The organism is Streptomyces africanus (genome assembly GCF_030816955.1).
Classification (GTDB): Bacteria; Actinomycetota; Actinomycetes; order Streptomycetales; family Streptomycetaceae; genus Streptomyces; species Streptomyces africanus.
Map to the genome: position 1 here is coordinate 7,597,915 of NZ_JAUSYP010000001.1, position 19,047 is coordinate 7,616,961.

The following is a 19,047-nucleotide window of genomic DNA, read 5'->3' on the forward strand; positions in this document are numbered from 1 at the left end:
GGAACGCGAGCGTGTCACGCCCTGCTCCGAAGACCGCAAGGCGCTCGTCGAGGGAATGCGGGGTCATTTGAAAAAGGCCGGCTCGGCTGCCGACGAGGATTTCGGATGGCGGCGTGCCTGGTCCGGGTCGGCCGCGCGTGAGGGCGTCTGGTCGAACATTCGCAGCGCGGAGGTGATGCTCCTGCAACTGGTCTCCGACGAGGAAGCCGCCGGCCGTGCCAGCGAGGTCATGGCGCTGGTCAAGGATCATCTGGAAACGGACGACCCGCGACGTGTCCGTCTGGCCCGGCGGCTCCGTTCCATCATCTCCGGCGAGATCTCACCGAGCGACCGTGACCTCATGGTCCGGGCGCTCGACGCCGCGTACAACGCGCTGGACGACGAACTGGCCCGGGTGCGCAGCCTGCGCAACATCCTGTGGACCGCGACGTTCCTCGTCCTGTTCGGTGTCGCGGGCCTCGCCGTCTACGGCTGGTTCTTCCCTCAGTCGCTGAGCATGTGCTTCACGCCCAAGGTCGACCCCGGGAACGCGGGCGGGATCGATGTCGTGTGCCCTACCGCGGAGCATCCCAATGTGCCGGCGGGAATCCCCGCCAGCGACCTGGCCGAGCCGAGGGACATCCTCACCGTCGAGATCGCCGGGCTCGCCGGCGCGGCACTCACCGTCATCGCCTCCCTGCGCCGCATCCGGGGCACCGACTCGCCCTACATGCTGCCCCTGGCGTCGGCGGTGCTGAAGTTCCCCACCGGAGCCCTGTCCGCCTTCCTCGGACTGCTCCTGATCCGGGGCGCTTTCGTCCCCGGGCTCAGTGATCTCGACAGCAGGGCGCAGGTCCTCGGCTGGGCCGCGGCCTTCGGCGCCGCCCAGCACCTGGTGACCCGGCTGGTCGACGACCGCGCCCAGATGACGCTGGCGGAGGTGGGCAGGACGACCGACGCCGTGGTCGACGCCGAGAGAGCCGCCGTCAAGGAGAGCGACGTGCCGGGAGAGACCAGGGCGCCCGGACCGCAGGCCGCCTTCCAGGACGGCGCGGGACCGCATGAGGGGGCACAGGAGGGGACGCGCGAGAAAGAGCCCGCGGACGACGGAGCGGACGGGACTCGCGCACGAGCCGGGCCCTGACCCGGCCGCCCGCTCATCGCCGCAGAGGTGTGTGAGCCGTCTCCGGCAGCCGCAGGTACACCAGCGACGACAGCAGGCAGAGCACCGCGACGTACCAGGGGAACAGCCCGGCGTGGCCCACCTCCTTGAACAGCGTTCCCACGTACGGAGCCGTGCCGCCGAAGAGGGCGACCGTCAGCGAGTACGGGAAGCCGATGCCGGCCGCGCGGACCCGGGGCGGGAAGATCTCCGCGTTCACGGCCGCGCTGATCGAGGTGAACCCGGTCAGCAGCACCATGCCGGCGCACTGCACGAGCAGCAGCACGGCGAACGAGTCCCGCAGGGCGTGCAGCAGGGGCACCGTGAGCAGGGCGAAGCCCAGGCCGAAGAAGAGGAGCAGCGGCCGGCGGCCGAAGCGGTCCGACAGGAGGCCGCCGAGCGGTTGCAGCAGGGCGAAGAAGGCCAGTGAGATCGTGCCCGCGAGCAGCGCGTCCGACTTGTCCAGCCCCGCGTTGAGTTCGGCGTACGTGGGCAGGTACGACGTCCATGTGTAGTAGGCGATGGTGCCGCCCGCCGTGATGCCGCCGATGAGGAGCGACTCGCGCGGGTGCCGGCGCAGCGCCTCGAACAGGCCGGGGCGCGGGGCCTGCTGCTGCTCGGCGCTGCGGGTCTCCTGCGCGCCCTGCCGGATCCAGAAGCCGACCAGGCTCAGCACGGCCCCCAGCATGAACGGCACCCGCCAGCCCCAGCCGTTCATCTGCCCGTCGTTCAGCGTGTCCACGAGCAGCGTGGCGATGCCGGAGGCGACGAGCTGTCCCACGGTCGTCGACACGTACTGGAAGCTGGAGAACAGCCCGCGCCGGCCGGGGGCCGCCGACTCGACCAGGAAGGTCGTCGAGGCCGCGAACTCGCCGCCCACGGACAGGCCTTGCAGCAACCGCGCCAGGACGAGGATCACCGGCGCCAGTACGCCCACCGCCGCGTACGTCGGGGTCAGCCCGACCAGCAGGCTGCTGCCGCCCATCAGCAGGATGGTGACCGTCAGCGCGGCCCGCCGTCCGTGCCGGTCCGCGACCGCGCCCATCAGCAGCCCGCCGACCGGCCGCATGAAGAAGCCCACCGCGAACACCGCGAACGTGGACAGCAGCGGCACCAGCGAGTTGTCCGCGCTCTTCGGGAAGACCTGGGCGGCGATGTAGGTGGCCAGAAACGTGTAGGCGTACCAGTCGTACCACTCCACGGCGTTGCCCACGGAGGCGGCGAGGAGCTGGCGAACGGGCCGTTTCGTCGGCGGGGAGGCCGTCTGCGTCTCTGTCACGTCCATGACCCTCCCCTGACAACGCCCCGGCACACCTCACGTACCGGCGACTTTCACACGAGTGTCACCGGCCCCTTCCTTGTCGTTTGGTGTCCCTGAAACACTCCTTCCGCGCAGATTCCGTCACGTTCCGGCCATCCCGTACCTCAGGATGAGAGGTCTGTCCTTCATGTCCGAAGTCAACCGGCGCCGCTTTCTCCAACTCGCGGGTGCCACCACGGCCTTCAGCGCGCTGTCCGCCAGCATCCAGCGTGCCGCCGCGCTCCCGGCCAACCACCGCACCGGTTCGATCGAGGACGTCGAGCACATCGTCGTCCTGATGCAGGAGAACCGTTCCTTCGATCACTACTTCGGCACCCTGAGAGGCGTGCGCGGCTTCGGCGACCCGCGTCCGGTCACGCTCGACAACGGCAAGCCGGTCTGGCACCAGGAGAAGGACGGCAAGGAGATCCTGCCGTTCCACCCGGACGCCGACGACCTCGGCATGCAGTTCCTGGAGGGCCTGCCGCACTCCTGGCCCGACGGCCACCAGGCCTACGACGGCGGCAAGTACGACCGGTGGGTACCCGCCAAGGGCACCACGACCATGGCCTACTTGACCCGCGAGGACATCCCCTTCCACTACGCCCTCGCCGACTCCTTCGCCGTCTGCGACGCCTACCACTGCTCGTTCATCGGCTCCACCGACCCGAACCGCTACTACATGTGGTCCGGTTACACGGGCAACGACGGCACCGGTGGCGGCCCGGTCCTCGGCAACGACGAGCTCGGCTACGGCTGGACGACCTACCCGGAGCGCCTGGAGCAGGCCGGCATCTCCTGGAAGATCTACCAGGACATCGGCGACGGCCTCGACGCGAAGGGCTCCTGGGGCTGGATCGAGGACGCCTACCGCGGCAACTACGGCGACAACTCGCTGCTGTACTTCAACAAGTACCGCGACGCGAAGCCCGGCGACCCCTGGTACGACAAGGCCCGCACCGGCACGAACGCCAAGGCCGGCGACGGCTACTTCGATGTGCTGAAGGCCGACGTCAAGGCCGGCAGGCTGCCGCAGATCTCCTGGATCGCCGCCCCCGAGGCCTTCTCCGAGCACTCCAACTGGCCGTCGAACTACGGCGCCTGGTACATCGCCCAGGTCCTGGACGCCCTCACCGCCGACCCGGAGGTCTGGTCGAAGACGGCCCTGTTCATCACCTACGACGAGAACGACGGCTTCTTCGACCACGTCGTACCGCCCCTGCCGCCGAAGGACGCCTCCCGCGGCAAGTCCACCGTCGACGTCTCCCTCGACCTCTTCCCGGGCGACGGCAAGAACACGGCCGGCCCCTACGGCCTCGGCCCGCGGGTGCCGATGCTGGTGGTCTCGCCGTGGAGCAAGGGCGGATACGTCTGCTCGGAGACGTTCGACCACACCTCGATCCTGCGGTTCATGGAGCGCCGCTTCGGCGTGCGCGAGACCAACATCTCGCCCTGGCGCCGGGCGATCTGCGGTGACCTGACCTCCGCCTTCGACTTCTCCCGCAAGGACACGAGGCCCGCCCCGCTGCCCGGCACCGACGCGTACGAGCCGCAGGACCGCGAACGCCACCCCGACTACAAGCCCACCCCGCCCGCCGACCCGCGCATGCCCCGGCAGGAACGCGGTCTGCGCCGCGCCCGGCCGCTGAAGTACGCCCCGCATGTGGACGCCTCGGTCGACGCGGCCGCCGGGAAGCTCACCCTCACCTTCGCCTCCGGGCCGAAGGCCGGCGCCGCGTTCCACATCACCTCGGGCAACCGCACCGACGGCCCCTGGGTGTACACCACCGAGGCCGGCAAGACACTCTCCGACACCTGGGACTCGGCCTGGCCGGCGGGCTCCTACGACCTGACCGTGCACGGACCGAACGGCTTCGTGCGGGTCTTCAAGGGGTCGAACACCACGGCCGGCTGCGAGGTCACCGCACGCCACACCGGCGACGACATCGAGCTGACCTTCACCAACAAGGGCTCCGGCACGGCACGTCTCAAGCTCTCCGACGGCTACGGCGGCCGGCCCTCGACCGTCACCCTCCGCCCGGGCGCGAAGGCGTGCCGGACCGTGGACCTCGCCGCCGGCCGCCGCTGGTACGACCTGACCGTCACCGCCGAGGGCGACAAGACGTTCCTGCGGCGGTTCGCGGGACACGTCGAGAACGGGCAGCCGGGCGTGAGTGACCCGGCGATCATCACCGAGTAGCCGCGGTGAGGTGCCCCGGATCGTGCGGCCGGGGAACCAGCACCGGTTCGGCCGTGGCGGAGCCGGGTTCCAGAGCCAGGACGGCGGCCACCGGATGGTCGTCGTCCGCCGGGACGGCTGCGGGCGTCGTCCGGCTGAGCAGCACCACGCCCCAGGACGCCAGGCCGGCCCCGGCGAGTGCGAGCAACACGCCCGCCGGGCCGCCCTGGAGGCGTTCTCCCAGCAGCGCCAGGCCGATCACCGCGGCGGCCAGCGGATTGGCCAGGGTCACCATCGCGAGCGGGCCGCCGAGACCGCCCCGGTAGGCCGTCTGCGACAGCAGCAGCCCGCCGGCCGCGAACGCCGCCACGAGCAGCGCCACCCCGACCACCTGCACGCTCAGCAGCGGACCGGACCGGTCCGTCGCGGCCACCGTCACGGTCTGCGTGAGGGCCGAGGCGACCCCGGAGGCCACGCCGGACGCGCTCGCGTGCCGCAGCCCGGGACGGGCGCCCGGCCGGGACAGCACCCCGATGAGGGCCGCGGTGGTGCCCGCGACCGTCAGCGCCTCGGGCACGCTCAGCACGTCGTCGGGCGCCGGCCCGGACGCCGTGACCAGGATCGCGGCCAGGCCGAGCAGCGTCAGCGCGGTGCCGCGCCACTCGACGGCGCTCACCCGCCGCCCCGCGAGCCGCGCCCCCATCGGCACCGCCGCGACCAGGGTGAGCGCGCCGAGCGGCTGGACCACGGTCAGCGGACCGTACTTCAGCGCCACGACGTGGAGCAGCGCGGCACCCGCGTTCAGCCCGACCGACCACCACCAGGCGCCATGGGCGAGCAGCCGGAGCGTGCCCGAGCCGGGCGAGCGGGAGGCGAGCCGCTCCTGGGCCACCGCCGCGGCCGCGTAGGCGACGGCGGAGACGAGGGACAGGACCACGGCGACGAGGACGGCGCTCATCGGCCCGCACCCGCCAGCACCTGCTCCTCGGCCCGAGCCTGAGGCCGGGCCGGTACGAGCCGTCCCTGCGCCCGGCCCGCCGTCGTCACCGTGCGGTGCGGCAGATGGATTGCCGCCAGGGCCAGACCCAGCAACGCCGTCGCCACGATCGCGTCGAGCCAGTAGTGGTTCGCGGTGCCGACGATCACCAGCAGCGTCAGCAGGGGATGCAGCAGCCACAGCCCGCGCCGGCGCGAGCGGGTCGCCGCGATCAGGCCGACCGCCACCATCAGCGCCCAGCCGAAGTGCAGCGACGGCATCGCCGCGAACTGGTTCGACAGGGAGTCCGTCGCGGGAGTGCCGTACACCGACGGGCCGTACACCCGCGCCGTGTCCACCAGGCCGGTCCCTGCCAGCATGCGCGGCGGGGCGAGCGGGAACAGCAGGTGCAGCGCCAGGGCGGCGGCGGTGACGGCGGCCAGCACCCGGCGGGCCCACACGTAGTGGGCCGGGCGGCGCAGGTAGAGCCAGATCAGGAAGGCGGCGGTGGCCGGGAAGTGGACGGCCGCGTAGTAGGTGTTCGCGATGTGCACCAGGCCGTCGCCGTGCAGCAGCAGGGACTGCACCGCCCCCTCGCCGGGCAGGTGAACCGCTCGTTCGAGGTCCCACACGCGGTGCGCGTTGTGGAAGGCCTCGCCGGTGTGGCCCGTGGCCAGCTGCCGGCCGAGCTTGTAGACGAGGAAGAGCCCTGCGACGAGCAGGAGCTCCCGGACGAGCGGCGGTCGCGCTAGCGCGTCGGACCCCGCCGGCGCAGGCTCGGTGCGGGCATTCATTCCCCCGGCCCCTTCGGTGACGGTGGTGCTGTTATCGGTACGAGTGCGTACCGATACGCCAGTGTACCGATACGGCCGCGTACCGGTACACTGGCGTATCGATAGACGAACGACACAGCGCCGGCCGGGAATTTTCCGGCCGCCCGACGAAAGCCAGGGAGCACCGCCCATGACGTCGCAGGCTGCGGACCGGCCCGAGCCGGTCGGTGTCACGCGCCGCTCCAAGATCACGCCCGAGCGTGAGCAGGAGTTCTACGACGCCGTGCTGGGGCAGCTCCGCGAGTGCGGATACGACTCCGTCACCATGGAGGGGATCGCGGCCAGCACCCGGTGCAGCAAGTCCACGCTCTACCGGCAGTGGAAGACCAAACCCCAGTTCGTGGCGGCGGCGCTGCGCTCCCACCGGCGGACGCGCTGCATCGACACCGGCTCGCTCGCGGACGATCTGCGCGAGGCCGCCCGGGCGGCGGGCGAGCTGTCGGGCCGGGACACCAAGCTCCTCCAGGCGCTCGCCCATGCCGCGCCCCAGGACCCCGAGCTGAAGCGCGCGCTGCGCGAGGCGCTGGTGGAACCGGAGATCGCCGCGCTCAAGGAGATCATCCGGCGCGGGGTCGAACGGGGAGAGGTGCCCGCGGATCATCCGGCGCTGGAGTACATCCCGGCGCAGATGTTCGGCGTCCTGCGCATCCGGCCCGTGCTGGAGGGCGAGGACGCGGACCCGGACTATCTGGTCCGGTTCGTGGAGGCGGCGGTACTGCCGGCACTGGGCCTCACCTGAGACCCGGGCCGCCGTCCACGGGGTGACCGGACGGCGACCCGACCGCGCCGACCCGTGGGGACGGGGGCGGCGCGCACCCCCCGGCCGGGCGGGGTGCCCCTGTGAGCGGCGGGGGCGCCCCACCCGGCCGACGGTGTCCGGGCCCCCTTGTGGCCCGGCCGGGTCGGGGCCGGTCAGACGTTCTGGCCGTTGCCGCCGCCCGTCGCGACCTCGATGCCCTTGGTGATCTCGTCCAGGACGGACTCCTTCTGGTCGGCGTCGACGCCGAAGCGCACGACGACCATCTGCTTGGCGTTCGCGGGGGAGGGGAACGCGAGCGACTCCACGATGCCGTCGGCGCCCTTGCTCGTGACGGCCTTCCAGCGGACCAGGTAGCCCTTCTGCCCGGCCACGGTCACGGCCTTGGAGTCCAGCACGTCGTGGGAGGTGATCCCGCCGTAGGACTTGCCGCCGTAGGACTCCTCGGCGTTCGCCGCGATGTCCGCCTTGGCGATCTCCTCGGCGGTGCTGCCCTTGGTGCCGAGGGCCAGGGCCGGGGCCGAGTAGGCTCCGCCCTTCATGCAGGTCGAGGAGGTGTCGCCCGGGCACTTGTAGGAGTCGTCGGACGTCACCTGCGCGCCGGCCCTGACCTCCTGGCCGTACCAGCCCTTGGGGATCGGCAGGCTGATCCCGCTGACCGCGTCGGTCACCGACCCGCTCCTGATCTTCGGCGGCTCGGACTGCTCGGGCGAGGGGCTCGGCCCGCCGGAGCCGCCGTCCCCGCCGGAGCCGCCGTCCCCGCCGGAGCCTCCGGATCCACCGTCGCCTCCGGACCCCCCGGATCCGCCCGGTCCGCCGAACGGCCCGCCCTGGCCCCCGGGTCCGCCCGGACCGCCCGGTCCCTGCGAGGTGGCGGAACCGCCGCCCGAGCCGCCGTTGTCGGTCAGCGCGTACACGCCGACACCGATGCTGGCGAGGACGACGACGGCTGCCGCCACGGCTATCCCGATCCGCAGCCCTCGCCCTCGGCCGGCGGCCGGAGGCGCGGCGGGGTAGGCGGGATACCCGGGGGCTGCCGGATACCCGGCGCCGGGCGGATACCCAGGGCCGCCCGGATACGCCGCGACGGCCGGTTGTCCGGCACCACCCGGATATCCGGAGGGCCCTGGGGCTCCGGCACCGGCCGGATTCCCGGTGGGTCCCGCTGCTCCGGCACTCGCCGGGTGCCCGGATGCTCCCGGGGTTCCGGCACCGGCCGGCTCTCCGGCGTCGGGCAGATTCCCGGTATGTCCCGGTAGTTCGGCACTCGCCGGTTGCCCGGGTGCTCCGGGGGTTCCGGCGCCGGCCGGCTCTCCGGCACCGGCCGGATTCCCGGTATGTCCCGGTGGTTCGGCACTCGCCGGGTGCCCGGGTGCTCCCGGGGTTCCGGCACCGGCCGGCTCTCCGGCACCGGCCGGCCTCCCGGCGGCTCCTGGTGCCCCGGCATCGGCGGGCTGCTGCGCTTGCGGCTGTCCAACGCCGGTCGGCTGTCCGGCGCCAGGCGGATTCCCGGCACCGCCCGGATGCCCGGCGGCACCCTGCTGCTCCGCGGGCGACATATCAGCTGAAGAGGCCGGATCTCCCGACGGAGCCTCACCAGGGGCCGGATCCTGGGCAGGGGGAGCCCAGGTCGCGGTCGGCTGCGCCGGGCGGATGCGGTCCGTCCAGGTCTTGCCGTCCCACCAGCGCACGGTGGCGGGCCCGTCACTTTTCTGTCCGGGGTCGGGGTACCACCCGGGAGGAGTCTCCTGCGTCATGCCCCCACCGTATGAGGCGTCGGTGAAAGCGGGATGAGAGGAGCCGAACGGATCGCGTCAGTCCAGCAGCAGACGCGTCGGCCGACGGCCGGCCGGCGGGGGCGGCCGCAGCCCGTCCCGGCCCGGGGTCACCGAACCGAGCACGCTCGGATGCCGCGCACCCGTGCTCGCGGGCTCGGTTCCGGGCAGGTCGTGCAGGGTCAGGAACCCCAGGACCGCGAAGGCGTAGGCCTCCTTCGCCCCGGACGGCAGCCCCAGTTCGTCCGAAATGCGCACCGCCACCCCCGGCAGCAGCTCCCCGAGCATCCCCATCAGCACCGGGTTGCGGGTCCCGCCGCCCGAGGCGACGACCTCCGTCGCGCCCACCGACCGCACGGCGTCCGCCACCGTCCTGGCCGTGAGCATCGTCAGGGTGGCGACGACGTCCTCGGCCGGCAGCGTTCCGAACCCGGCCAGCGCGTCCCGCAGACGACCGAGGTGGAACAGCTCCTTGCCCGTCGTCTTGGGCGCGGGCAGCGCGTAGTACGGCTCCTCCAGCAGCCGGTCCAGCAGCGGCCCGTGCACCCGCCCGTGCCCGGCCAGGGCCCCGTCCGTGTCGTAGGCCAGGGCGCCGCCGCTGAACCCCCGGGCCGCCGCGTCGATCAGCGCGCAGCCCGGCCCGGTGTCGAACGCGGTCCCGTCGGGCGCGGTGAGGTTGGCGATGCCGCCGATGTTCAGCGCGACGGGCCTGCCCGGCCGGCCCCGCAGCCATAGCAGGTCGAACAGGCTGACCAGCGGGGCGCCCTGTCCGCCGGCGGCGATGTCCCGCGGCCGGAAGTCGGCGACCACCGGCAGCCCGGTCGCCTCGGCGATCCACGCCGGCTGCCCGAGCTGGAGCGTGCCGTGCACCTCCTTCCCGGTGCCCCAGTGGTAGACGGTCTGCCCGTGCGAGGCCACCAACTCGGCCCGCCCCTCGCACAGCTCCCGGTCGGCCCGGACCGCGGCGGCCGCGAAGGCCTGCCCGACGAGGGTGTCCAGCCGGCACACCTCGCCCAGCGTGGTGGTGCCCGGCGGCAGGGCGGCGGTCAGGGTCTCGCGCAGTTCACCGTCGTACGGCTCGCTCACCGTGCCGAGCGGCTTCAGCACCAGGCTGTCGCCGACGAGGTCCAGGTCGGCAGCCGCCGCGTCGATGGCGTCGTACGACGTCCCGGACATGAGTCCGATCACCCGCATCCGCTCAACCAGCCCTCTCTTCCGCCACCTTGGCCATCCCCGTCCGCCGCCCGGACAGCGTGACCAGCGCCGGCACGCTCACCGCGCACGCCGCCGCCGCGTAGTACGCCGGGATGTCGACGCTCCCCGTCCGTTCGATCGTCTCCGTGATGATGAGCCCGGCGCACCCCGAGAACACCGCATTGGACAGCGCGTAGGCGAGTCCCAGGCCCGTGCAGCGCACCCGCGTCGGGAACATCTCCGACAACATCGCCGGACCCGGCCCCGCCATCAGGCCCAGCACCGCACCGGCGCCGAACACCGCCACACCCTTCACGGTGTTCGAAACGCCGGGCTCCTGAAGAAGGTTGAGCAGTGGCACCGCGAGGACCACCACCAGCACGGCCCCCGTCAGCATCACCGCCCGCCGCCCGAGCAGGTCGCTGAGCAGCCCCGCCGGCACGATCGTCACCGCGAAGCCCAGGTTGGCCAGCACGGTGGCGACCAGCGCCTGCTGGAAGGTCGCGCCCAGCGAACTCTGGAGATACGACGGCAGCACGACGAGGAACGTGTAACCGGCCGCGGCCCAGCCCATGATCCGTCCCGCGCCCAGCACGACCGCCCTGACGACCTCGCGCGCGGGAGGGGTCTCCTCGGACCGCTCCGCCACGAACGCCGGCGTCTCGTCCAGCCGCAGCCGCAGCCACAACGCCCCCAGCCCGAGCGGCAGCGTCAGCAGGAACGGCAGCCGCCACCCCCACGATCCCAGCTGCTCCGCCGTCAGCACCGTGGCGAGCACCGCCGCCGCGCCCGCGCCGGCCAGCAGCCCGAGCGCCACCGTGAACGACTGCCACGACCCGTACAGCCCCCGCCGGCCGGGCGGCGCGAACTCCGTCATCACCGACACGGCCCCGCCGAACTCCCCACCGGCCGACAGCCCTTGGAGCACCCGCAGGAAGGTGAGCAGCCAGGGCGCCAGGGCACCCGCCTGCGCGTACGTCGGCAGCGCGCCGATCAGCGTCGTCGCCACCGTCATCAGCGTGATCACCAGGACCAGCACCGGACGACGGCCGATCCGGTCACCCAGTCGGCCGAAAAGCGCCGCGCCGACGGGCCGGAAGAAGAACGCCAGCGCGAACGAGGCGTACGTCTTCACCAGCCCCTCGATCTCACTGCCGCCCTCCGGCGTGAAGAACCGCGCCGCGATGATCGTCGCGAAGTAGCCGTAGACGCCGAACTCGTACCACTCGATGAGATTGCCCACCGACCCGGCGACCAGCGCCCGCCGGCCCCGCCGTGTCTCCCCGGTGTGGTGAATGAACGTCACCTCCCCTGCAATTGCACGCCGTTGACGCGAAGACGGCTGGTGACGGCCCGGATGCGTCGTCCGACCGCACCCGGTGTCACCCATCACGGCAACAGGTGCCCCGAGCATCCTCCACTCAGGCAATCGGACGGCTACGCTCGACGTCTGTACGTCATTCGGGCGACTTGGGGAGGTAGCGGGATGACGGAGGTACGGCCCACGGCCGCAGCCTCGGCTTCCCTGTGGGAGCGCGACGAGGAAGTCGCCGCCGTCGCGCGGGCGGTCGACAGCCTGTGCGCGGACCGCTCCTCGTCCGGCGGGCTGCTGGTCTTCCGCGGCGAGGCCGGACTCGGCAAGACCGCGCTGCTGGCCGAAACCCGCCGCATCGCCGAGGCACGCGGCTGCCAGGTCTGGTCGGCCCGCGGTGGCGAGACCCTCAGGTCGGTCCCCTTCAACGTCGTACGGCAGTTACTGCAACCCGCGCTGATGTCGATGCTGCAGGAGGAGGCCCGCGAGTACCTCGGCGACTGGTACGACATCGCCGGGCCCGCCCTCGGCATTGCGGACCCGGGCGACCGGCAGGCTGACCCGCAGGGCGTGTGCGACGGCCTCGTCGCCGCCGTGCGCCGGCTCTCCCGCCGGGACTGGCCGCTGGTGCTGCTCATCGACGACGCCCACTGGGCCGACCAGGAGACCCTGCACTGGCTCGCCGCGCTGGCCGAACGCCGCGACGAGATGTCCGTCCTGGTCGTGGTCACCCGCCGCCCGGGCGAGGTCTCCGGCACGAGCGCCCGGCACCTCGACACCGTCGCCGCCGCCGCGGACGGCCCCGTCACGACCCTGAGTGCCCTCACCCCGGACGCCACGGCCGGACTCACCCGCGCCGCCCTGGGCGAGCACGCCGACGCCGCGTTCTGCCGCGAGGTCTGGGCCGTCACCGCCGGCAACCCCTACGACACCGTCGAACTCCTCGCCAAGGTGCGGGACAGCGAACTCGAACCGGTCGAGGCCCGGGCCGGGGAACTGCGCGAGCTGAACCGCTCGGCCCGCGGCGGCGGCATCGTCGCCCGCCTGGAGGAACTCGGCATCGACGCCACCAGGTTCGCCTGGGCCGCAGCCATCCTCGGCACCGGCATCTCCGTCGACCTGGTCGCCAAGCTCGCCACCCTGAAACCCGACGAGGCCCGCCGCTGCGCCGGACTGCTGCGCACCGCCCGCATCCTCACCGCCCCCGACCCCGCGACCGGCCGCACCGCCGAAGGCGACCTGGAGTTCGTCCACCCCCTGATCGCCACCGCCGTCTACAACTCGATCCCGGACGCCCTGCGCACCGCCATGCACGGCATCGCCGCCCGCATCGTCACCGACGAGGGACACGGCGCCGCTGCCGCCGCCCGCCACCTCATCGAAGTCCACCCGGACGACGACGAGGAACTCGTCGAGCAGCTGCGCGAGGCCGCCCGCGAACACCTCGCGGTCGGCGCCCCCGACGCCGCCCGGCGCTGCCTGGAACGCGCGCTGGAGGAACCGCCCCGGCCCGACATCCACGCACAGGTCCTGTACGAACTGGGCTGCGCCACACTTCTGACCGTGCCCGCCAGGACGATAGGCCACCTGCGGACCGCGCTCGGCATGCCCGGCCTCGTCGGCGACGACCGGGTGGACGCCGTCATCCGCCTGTCCCAGGCACTGGTCCACAACGACCAGCTGCAGGAGGCCGTCCGCATGGTCGGGTCGGAGGCGGCCCGGCTGGAACCCGGACCGGCCCGGATGCGCCTGGAGGCCGTGCGCATCATGTGGGAGGGGATCCACGCCGGTGAGGTGTCATCGCCGGGCCGCTCCGAGCGCCTGGCCGAGCTCGCGCGGACCTGCACCGGCCGGAACAACTCCGAACGCGCCCTGCTCATCCTGCGCGGATTCGACGCCCTGATGCACGGGGAGAACGCCGAGGAGGTCGTCGAGCTGTGCGACCGCGCCCTCGTCAACGGCCGCCTGGCCCCCGGACTCGGCTGGACCGACACCGAGTGGGGCATCGAACTGCTGCTGATGCTGGCCAACGCGTACGCCTTCACCGACCGCGTCGACCGCGCCGAAAGCCTCTTCAACGAGGCCGTGCGCAACTACGAGATCGCCGGCTGGACCGGCGGACACCTCGCCCTGGCGCACGCCTATGTCGGCGTCGCGCACCGCAGGCGCGGCCGTCTCGAGGACGCGGAACAGTCCCTGCGCGAGGCGCTGCCCCTCGCCGAGCGGGTCGGTCGCGGACTGCCCCTGTACTGGACCGTGACCTGCAATCTCGTCGACACGCTGCTCGCCCGCGGTCATGTCGACGAGGCCTGGGACATCGCCGAACGGTACGGCTTCGCCCCGCCCTACCCGTCGACCATAGTGCTGCCGGATCCGCCGGCGGTGCGCGGCCGGCTGCTGCTCGCCGTCGGCCGCCTCAAGGACGGCATCAACGAACTGGAGGCAGCCGAGAAGGCGGCGGCAGCGCGCGGGCACCACAACCCCGTGCTCGTCCCCTGGGCGGCCGACCTCGCCCGGGCCCTGGCCACCGAGGACCCGGCCCGTGCCGCCCGGCTCGCCGTCGACGTCCGCCGCCAGGCCGAGCGCTTCGGCACGGACACCGCCATAGGCGAGGCCCTGCGCTGCGCCGCCGCCCTGGAGACGGGCCAGCGCGCGGTCCGCCTCGCCGCCCAGGCCGTCACCTTCCTGGAGTCCTCGCCCTGCCAGTACGAGCACGCGGCGGCCCGCATCGAGTACGGCATCGCCGCCCGCTCGGCGACCGACCTCGACCGCGGCCTGGACCTGGCGGTCTCCTGCGGCGCGGACGGACTGGCGGCACGGGCACGCGCGGCGCTGAAGGCGGGCGCCGGGCCCGGGTAGCTCAGAGGCCGAGCAACTGGTCGGTCACCGCGGCGAGTCGCTCGCGCACCCCGGGGTCGTACGCCGCCTCATGGGCCCGCGCCGGTCTCGTCCCGTCGTAGTACCGGCCGCTGCCCAGGTCGCGCGTGGCCAGGGCCAGCACCCCGGCCGCCCCGTCGGCGACCGTGTTCCACGGCGTGACCTCCGCCTCGCGGACCATCGCCGTGTCCATGTAGGTCGCCGGGTGCAGCACGTTCACCGAGACGCCGGTGCCGTCCAGTTCCCCGGCGAGCGCGAACGTGTGGGCGGCGAGCGCGAACTTGCTGCGGCAGTACGCCGACACGCCGTCGTAGCCGCGGGTGAACTCGGGGTCCTCGGCGACGAGGGGTTCCTGACCGGCCGAACCGACGTTGACGATCCGCGCCGGCGCGTTCGCCCGCAGCACCGGCAGCAGGGCCCGGGTCAGCACGACCGGCGCCAGATAGTTCACCGCCAGCCGCAACTCGTGCCCGTCGACGCTCAGCTCACGGCCCGCACCGGGCGTCCCGGACCCCACGCCCGCGTTGTTGACCAGCACGTCGAGCTCGGGATGCGCGTCGGCGACGTGCCCGGCCAGCTCACGCACCTGCGCCAGCGAGGCCAGGTCGGCGACGAAAGCCTCGGCGTCCCCCTCGGCGCGCAGCTCCCCGGCCAGCCGCTCGGTGCGGCCCGCGTCCCGGCCGTGGACGAGGACGACATGCCCGGAACGGACGAGTTCGAAGGCGACGTACCGGCCGAGCCCCGAGGTGGCGCCGGTGATCAGGATCGTGGACATGCCCCCACCGTAGGCACGCAGGGCGGGCCGGAGCGAGCTGCCGTCGAGCCTACGACCAGCAGGATCACCCTGCCGTGCCGTCCTCCTCCGCCAGCACCCGCTGGGCCGTCGCGAACGCCGAGTTCGCCGCCGGCACCCCGCAGTACACCGCGCTCTGCAGCAGCACCGCGCCGATCTCCTCCGGTGTGAGCCCACCCCGGCGAGCCGCCCGGACGTGCATGGCGAGTTCGTCGTAGTGGCCGTGCGCGACCAGCGCGGTGAGGGTGATCATGCTGCGCTCGCGGCGCGACAGCGTCGGGTCGGTCCAGATCTCGCCCCAGGCGTAGCGCGAGATGAAGTCCTGGAAGCGCGCCGTGAAGGGGGTCTGCCGGGCCTGCGCCCGGTCGACGTGCGCGTCGCCGAGCACCTCGCGCCGCACCTCCATACCGCGGCCGGCGGGACCGCCGAGGTGCGCCCGCAGCGCGGTCAGCACCGCCTCCGGGCACTGCGCGGGCGCCAGGTGCGAGGCGCCCGGGAGCTCCACGAGCGTCGCGCCCGGCACCGCGTCCGCGATCTCCCGCAGATGCGCGGGCGGCGTCGCCGGGTCGTTCCGTCCGGCGACCAGCAGGGCCGGTACGGCGATCTCGGCCAGCCGGTCCCGCAGATCGAACGCGGCGAGCGCGTCACAGCAGGCCGCATACGCCTCCGGGTCGGCGCGACGGTGGTCCTCCACCAGCTCCGGCACGGTGAAACCGGACGTGAACCAGCGCGCGTCCGCACTCTCCGCCAGCCCGGCCAGCCCTTCCCGCCGCACCAGCGCGGCCCGCTCCTGCCAGGGCTTCGCCCCGTTGAAGTGCGCGGAGGAACAGATCACGGCGAGGGACGACAGCCGCTCCGGACGGTGTACGGCCAAGTGCAGCCCCACGGCCCCGCCCAGGGACACGCCCGCGTACGCGAACCGTTCGATGCCGAGCGAGTCGGCGAGCGCCAGCACCAGGTCGGCGAGGTCACCGACCGTCGCGCCCGCCTCGATGAGACCGGCCGCCGAGCTGCCGTGTCCCGGCAGGTCCCAGCGGACCACCCGGTGGGTGATCGACAGCTCGGGCGCGACCTTGTCCCACAGGGCGTTCGACGTGCCGAGGGAGGGGCCGAGCAGCAGCGGGGGTGCGGAAGGGGGTCCTTCGGCACGGTGGGCGAGAAGTGTCAACGTCGCTCCAGAGCACGGTCGGTGAGGGCTCCGGCGGAGCCGGTGTAGTGGGTGGGATCGAGGTCGACGTCCGCCAGCTCCGGCGCTTGGGCCGGCGGGCGTCCCTCGGCGGCCAGCCGGGTGAGGAGCTCCTTGGCGCGGGCGCGGCCCAGCACCGGCGCCAGCTCGGCGGACAGCCGTTCGGAGACGATCAACCCGCCGGTGAGATCCAGATGCTCGCGCATCACCTCGGGCCTGACCCGCAGTCCCTCCGCCAGCTCGGCGGCGTCCCGGGCGGCCCCGCCGGCCAGCCGCAGCAGGTCCCGCAGGGGTTCCCACTCCGCGTGCCAGGCCCCGGCCGGCCGCTCGTCCTCCGCCGCCAGCGACCCGTACAGCGTGGCCGCGAGCTGCGGTGCCCGCCGCGCGGCGGATGCGATGAGGGTGGACCGTACGGGATTGGACTTGTGCGGCATGGCCGACGAACCCCCGCCGCTGCCCTCGGCGACCTCGGCGATCTCGGTGCGCGAGAGGGTCAGCACGTCCACGGCGAGCTTGCCGAGCGCGCCCGCCGTGAAGGCGAGGCAGCCGGCCAGATCGGCGACGGGCGTCCGCAGGGTGTGCCAGGGCAGATCGGGGGCGCACAGGCCGAGTTCACGGGCGTAGGCCGCCGGCAGCGCGGCCGGATCGCTCGCGCCGTACGCCCCGAAGGCCGCCAGGGTGCCCGCCGCGCCGCCGAGCTGGACGGGGAGGCCCCCGCGTACCCGGGTGATGCGGTCCCGCGCGTCGAGGACGAGCGCGCGCCAGCCGGCCGCCTTCAGCCCGAACGTCGTCGGTACGGCGTGCTGGGTGAGCGTCCGCCCCGGCATCGCGGTGTCACGGTGCTCGGCGGCCAGCCGCCCCAGCGCCCGCTGCGTGCGGCCGAGATCGGCGAGCACCAGGTCCAGCGTGCGCACGGCGACCAGCATCGTCGCGGTGTCCATGATGTCCTGGCTGGTCGCGCCCCGGTGGACGTAGGGGCCGTACTCCTCACCGACTGCCTTCGTCAGCTCCGCGACCAGGGGGATGACGGGATTGCCGCCCGCGCGGGCCCGCTCGGCGAGGGACCGTACGTCGAAGGCGCCGGCACCGGCCGCCTCGGTCACCGCCGTCGCCGCCTCGGCGGGGGCCAGCCCCAGCGCCGCCTGGGCCCGGGTCAGCGCGGCCTCCGCGTCGAGCAGCGCCCGCAGATAGGCGTGGTCGCTCGTGGCGGACGCCGCCGCCGAGTCGGCCCACCCCGGGGCGAGCAGGCCGGTGTCACCGTGGGCAGCTGTCACTGGAACTCCAGGAAGACCGTCTCGCCTTCGCCCTGAAGGCGGATGTCGAAACGGTACGTGCCGGCCGCCTCCGCCACGGCGATCAGCGTGTCGCGGCGCCCGTCCTCCAGCCCGGACAGCAGCGGATCGGCGGCGAGCACCGCCTCGTCGTCGGGCAGGTAGATACGGGTGTACAGGTGCACGAGAAGCCCCCGCGCGAAGACGCACACGCTGATGTACGGAGCGCTCCGCCCGCGCGCGCCGGGCCGTAGCGTGCGCGCGTACCAGTGGCCGTTGGCATCGGTCTGGATACGTCCCCAGCCCGTGAACTCCACGCCGTTGCGCCCCAGGAAGCCGCCCGACGCCGGGTCACGGCGCATCGAACCGTCCGCCGTCGGCACGTTGCCGTCCGGGTCCGCGCCCCACAGCTCGATCAGGGCGTCCGGCAACGGAGTGCCGGCGCCGTCGGTGACGTACCCGTGCAGGGTGACGGTGTCCGGATGCCCGAGGGGCGCGATCTCCTCGCCGCCGCGGAACGGCAGGGCGTGGCCGTAGAACGGGCCGACGGTGTGCGACGGGGTGGGCAGCACGCTCTCCGGCCTGCTGGTGTCGATCTTCGTCATGGCAGGTCAGCGCCCTTCTTCGATCCAGGTGGCCTGCGGGCCGTCCAGCACGATGTCCCAGTGGTAGCCCATCGAGAACTCCGGCACCGACAGGCTGTGGTCGTACGTCGCGACCAGCCGCTGCCGGGCCGCGTCGTCGGTCACCGACTGGATGATCGGGTCGTAGGGGAACAGCGGGTCGCTCGGGAAGTACATCTGCGTCACGAGCCGCTGGGTGAACGCCGTGCCGAAGAGCGAGAAGTGGATGTGCGCCGGCCGCCAGGCGTTGAGGTGCTGGCGCCACGGGTAGGGGCCCGGCTGGACGGTGGTGAAGTGGTAGCGGCCCTCGCCGTCGGTGAGGGTGCGGCCCACGCCGGTGAAGTTCGGGTCCAGCGGGGCGTCGTGCTGCTCGCGCTGATGGGCGTACCGGCCCGCCGAGTTGGCCTGCCAGATCTCCACGAGCTGGCCGCGCACCGGGCGGCCGTCACGGTCCAGCAACCGCCCGGAGACGGTGATCCGCTCACCGATCGGCTCACCGTCGTGCTGCCGGGTGAGGTCGTTGTCGATCTCGGTGATGTCCCGCTCCCCGAACGCCGGGGAGGCCAGCTCCACCAGCTCCGGATCCTTGCCGACGTCGATCGTGACCGGCGGCTGCTTGGGATGCCGGAGCACCGAGGACCGGTACGGCGCGTAGTCACGCCGCGGCTGATGCTCGACGGTCCCACCGTCGGCGAGCCGCTTCTCGTACGCGGCACGCTCGGCCGCGATCTCCTGGTCGATGTCGTGCTGAGTGAGAGTCATGGGGGTCCCCTGAAAGGTCCTTGTGGATCGCACCCCGAAAGGGGAGCGGGGCTGTTGTCGATGTGCGG

At 73.1% G+C, this 19,047-nt stretch carries 16 protein-coding genes and 1 pseudogene; 5 read left to right on the plus strand and 12 right to left on the minus strand.

Annotated elements, in window-relative coordinates:
* Window positions 1-67 precede the first annotated feature (67 nt).
* Entirely contained in the window at window positions 68-1,123 is a 1,056-nt protein-coding gene (locus QF034_RS34870) for a hypothetical protein (protein WP_307178660.1), read from the plus strand.
* Window positions 1,124-1,136: 13 nt separating this feature from the next.
* Here the strand turns inward: QF034_RS34870 and QF034_RS34875 are convergent, their stop codons facing one another.
* Window positions 1,137-2,426: an MFS transporter gene (locus QF034_RS34875; RefSeq protein WP_307178661.1), complete on the minus strand. Its 1,290-nt coding sequence runs from the start codon at window positions 2,424-2,426 to the stop codon at window positions 1,137-1,139.
* A 163-nt stretch (window positions 2,427-2,589) separates the two neighbouring features.
* Here QF034_RS34875 and QF034_RS34880 point away from each other — a divergent pair, with 163 nt between their 5' ends.
* Entirely contained in the window at window positions 2,590-4,641 is a 2,052-nt protein-coding gene (locus QF034_RS34880; RefSeq protein WP_307178662.1) for a phosphocholine-specific phospholipase C, read from the plus strand.
* Here QF034_RS34880 and QF034_RS34885 read toward each other — a convergent pair.
* Both QF034_RS34885 and QF034_RS34890 read right to left on the minus strand, forming a co-directional pair.
* Entirely contained in the window at window positions 4,631-5,578 is a 948-nt protein-coding gene (locus tag QF034_RS34885) for a DMT family protein (protein ID WP_307178663.1), read from the minus strand. The two genes, QF034_RS34880 and QF034_RS34885, sit on opposite strands and share 11 nt — an antisense overlap.
* Entirely contained in the window at window positions 5,575-6,390 is an 816-nt protein-coding gene (locus tag QF034_RS34890) for a phosphatase PAP2 family protein (protein ID WP_307178664.1), read from the minus strand. The genes QF034_RS34885 and QF034_RS34890 overlap by 4 nt, the downstream gene beginning before the upstream one ends.
* Before the next feature lie 169 nt (window positions 6,391-6,559).
* Between QF034_RS34890 and QF034_RS34895 the strand changes: the two genes are divergently transcribed.
* Window positions 6,560-7,168 (plus strand): TetR/AcrR family transcriptional regulator, encoded by a 609-nt coding sequence (locus tag QF034_RS34895; protein WP_307178665.1) that lies wholly within the window; start codon window positions 6,560-6,562, stop codon window positions 7,166-7,168.
* A gap of 173 nt (window positions 7,169-7,341) precedes the next feature.
* On the opposite strand, the gene QF034_RS34900 is transcribed toward QF034_RS34895, so the two are convergent.
* On the minus strand, window positions 7,342-8,424 hold the full coding sequence (locus tag QF034_RS34900) for a collagen-like triple helix repeat-containing protein (RefSeq protein ID WP_307180050.1): 1,083 nt from the start codon (window positions 8,422-8,424) through the stop codon (window positions 7,342-7,344).
* Window positions 8,425-8,550: 126 nt separating this feature from the next.
* Here QF034_RS34900 and QF034_RS34905 point away from each other — a divergent pair, with 126 nt between their 5' ends.
* Window positions 8,551-8,754, plus strand: a complete 204-nt coding sequence (locus tag QF034_RS34905) for a hypothetical protein (protein ID WP_307180123.1) — start codon at window positions 8,551-8,553, stop codon at window positions 8,752-8,754.
* A gap of 108 nt (window positions 8,755-8,862) precedes the next feature.
* On the opposite strand, the pseudogene QF034_RS34910 reads toward QF034_RS34905, so the two are convergent.
* From QF034_RS34910 to QF034_RS34920, 3 genes and pseudogenes are all read right to left on the minus strand, one after another.
* Window positions 8,863-8,943: pseudogene (locus QF034_RS34910) on the minus strand (DUF2510 domain-containing protein); the annotation flags it as partial.
* A 57-nt stretch (window positions 8,944-9,000) separates the two neighbouring features.
* Window positions 9,001-10,155, minus strand: coding sequence for an anhydro-N-acetylmuramic acid kinase (locus QF034_RS34915; RefSeq protein WP_307178666.1), 1,155 nt, complete (start codon window positions 10,153-10,155; stop codon window positions 9,001-9,003).
* A 4-nt stretch (window positions 10,156-10,159) separates the two neighbouring features.
* Window positions 10,160-11,461, minus strand: a complete 1,302-nt coding sequence (locus QF034_RS34920) for an MFS transporter (RefSeq protein ID WP_307178667.1) — start codon at window positions 11,459-11,461, stop codon at window positions 10,160-10,162.
* Between the two features lie 180 nt (window positions 11,462-11,641).
* Between QF034_RS34920 and QF034_RS34925 the strand changes: the two genes are divergently transcribed.
* Window positions 11,642-14,326, plus strand: coding sequence for an ATP-binding protein (locus QF034_RS34925; RefSeq protein WP_307178668.1), 2,685 nt, complete (start codon window positions 11,642-11,644; stop codon window positions 14,324-14,326).
* Window position 14,327: 1 nt separating this feature from the next.
* On the opposite strand, the gene QF034_RS34930 is transcribed toward QF034_RS34925, so the two are convergent.
* From QF034_RS34930 to pcaH, 5 genes are all read right to left on the minus strand, one after another.
* Window positions 14,328-15,119 (minus strand): SDR family NAD(P)-dependent oxidoreductase, encoded by a 792-nt coding sequence (locus QF034_RS34930; protein ID WP_307178669.1) that lies wholly within the window; start codon window positions 15,117-15,119, stop codon window positions 14,328-14,330.
* A 64-nt stretch (window positions 15,120-15,183) separates the two neighbouring features.
* Complete coding sequence (gene pcaDC / locus QF034_RS34935; RefSeq protein WP_307178670.1) at window positions 15,184-16,305, minus strand: bifunctional 3-oxoadipate enol-lactonase/4-carboxymuconolactone decarboxylase PcaDC; 1,122 nt, start codon at window positions 16,303-16,305, stop codon at window positions 15,184-15,186.
* Window positions 16,302-17,597, minus strand: coding sequence for a 3-carboxy-cis,cis-muconate cycloisomerase (gene pcaB / locus QF034_RS34940; RefSeq protein WP_307178671.1), 1,296 nt, complete (start codon window positions 17,595-17,597; stop codon window positions 16,302-16,304). Before pcaB ends, pcaDC begins: the two co-directional genes overlap by 4 nt.
* Window positions 17,594-18,199 carry a protocatechuate 3,4-dioxygenase subunit alpha gene (gene pcaG / locus QF034_RS34945; protein ID WP_307178672.1) on the minus strand — a complete coding sequence of 202 codons (606 nt, stop codon included), beginning with the start codon at window positions 18,197-18,199 and terminating at the stop codon, window positions 17,594-17,596. The genes pcaB and pcaG overlap by 4 nt, the downstream gene beginning before the upstream one ends.
* Window positions 18,200-18,205: 6 nt before the next feature.
* Window positions 18,206-18,979 (minus strand): protocatechuate 3,4-dioxygenase subunit beta, encoded by a 774-nt coding sequence (pcaH, locus tag QF034_RS34950; RefSeq protein WP_307178673.1) that lies wholly within the window; start codon window positions 18,977-18,979, stop codon window positions 18,206-18,208.
* Between the last annotated feature and the right edge of the window lie 68 nt (window positions 18,980-19,047).

Bases quoted from the DNA above. Each gene is read 5' to 3' on its own strand.
- QF034_RS34875 (WP_307178661.1), bottom strand. From the start codon at position 2,426: ATGGACGTGACAGAGACGCAGACGGCCTCCCCGCCGACGAAACGGCCC.
- QF034_RS34880 (WP_307178662.1), top strand. From the start codon at position 2,590: ATGTCCGAAGTCAACCGGCGCCGCTTTCTCCAACTCGCGGGTGCCACC.
- QF034_RS34885 (WP_307178663.1), bottom strand. From the start codon at position 5,578: ATGAGCGCCGTCCTCGTCGCCGTGGTCCTGTCCCTCGTCTCCGCCGTC.
- QF034_RS34890 (WP_307178664.1), bottom strand. From the start codon at position 6,390: ATGAATGCCCGCACCGAGCCTGCGCCGGCGGGGTCCGACGCGCTAGCG.
- QF034_RS34895 (WP_307178665.1), top strand. From the start codon at position 6,560: ATGACGTCGCAGGCTGCGGACCGGCCCGAGCCGGTCGGTGTCACGCGC.
- QF034_RS34915 (WP_307178666.1), bottom strand. From the start codon at position 10,155: ATGCGGGTGATCGGACTCATGTCCGGGACGTCGTACGACGCCATCGAC.
- QF034_RS34925 (WP_307178668.1), top strand. From the start codon at position 11,642: ATGACGGAGGTACGGCCCACGGCCGCAGCCTCGGCTTCCCTGTGGGAG.
- QF034_RS34930 (WP_307178669.1), bottom strand. From the start codon at position 15,119: ATGTCCACGATCCTGATCACCGGCGCCACCTCGGGGCTCGGCCGGTAC.
- pcaG (WP_307178672.1), bottom strand. From the start codon at position 18,199: ATGACGAAGATCGACACCAGCAGGCCGGAGAGCGTGCTGCCCACCCCG.
- pcaH (WP_307178673.1), bottom strand. From the start codon at position 18,979: ATGACTCTCACTCAGCACGACATCGACCAGGAGATCGCGGCCGAGCGT.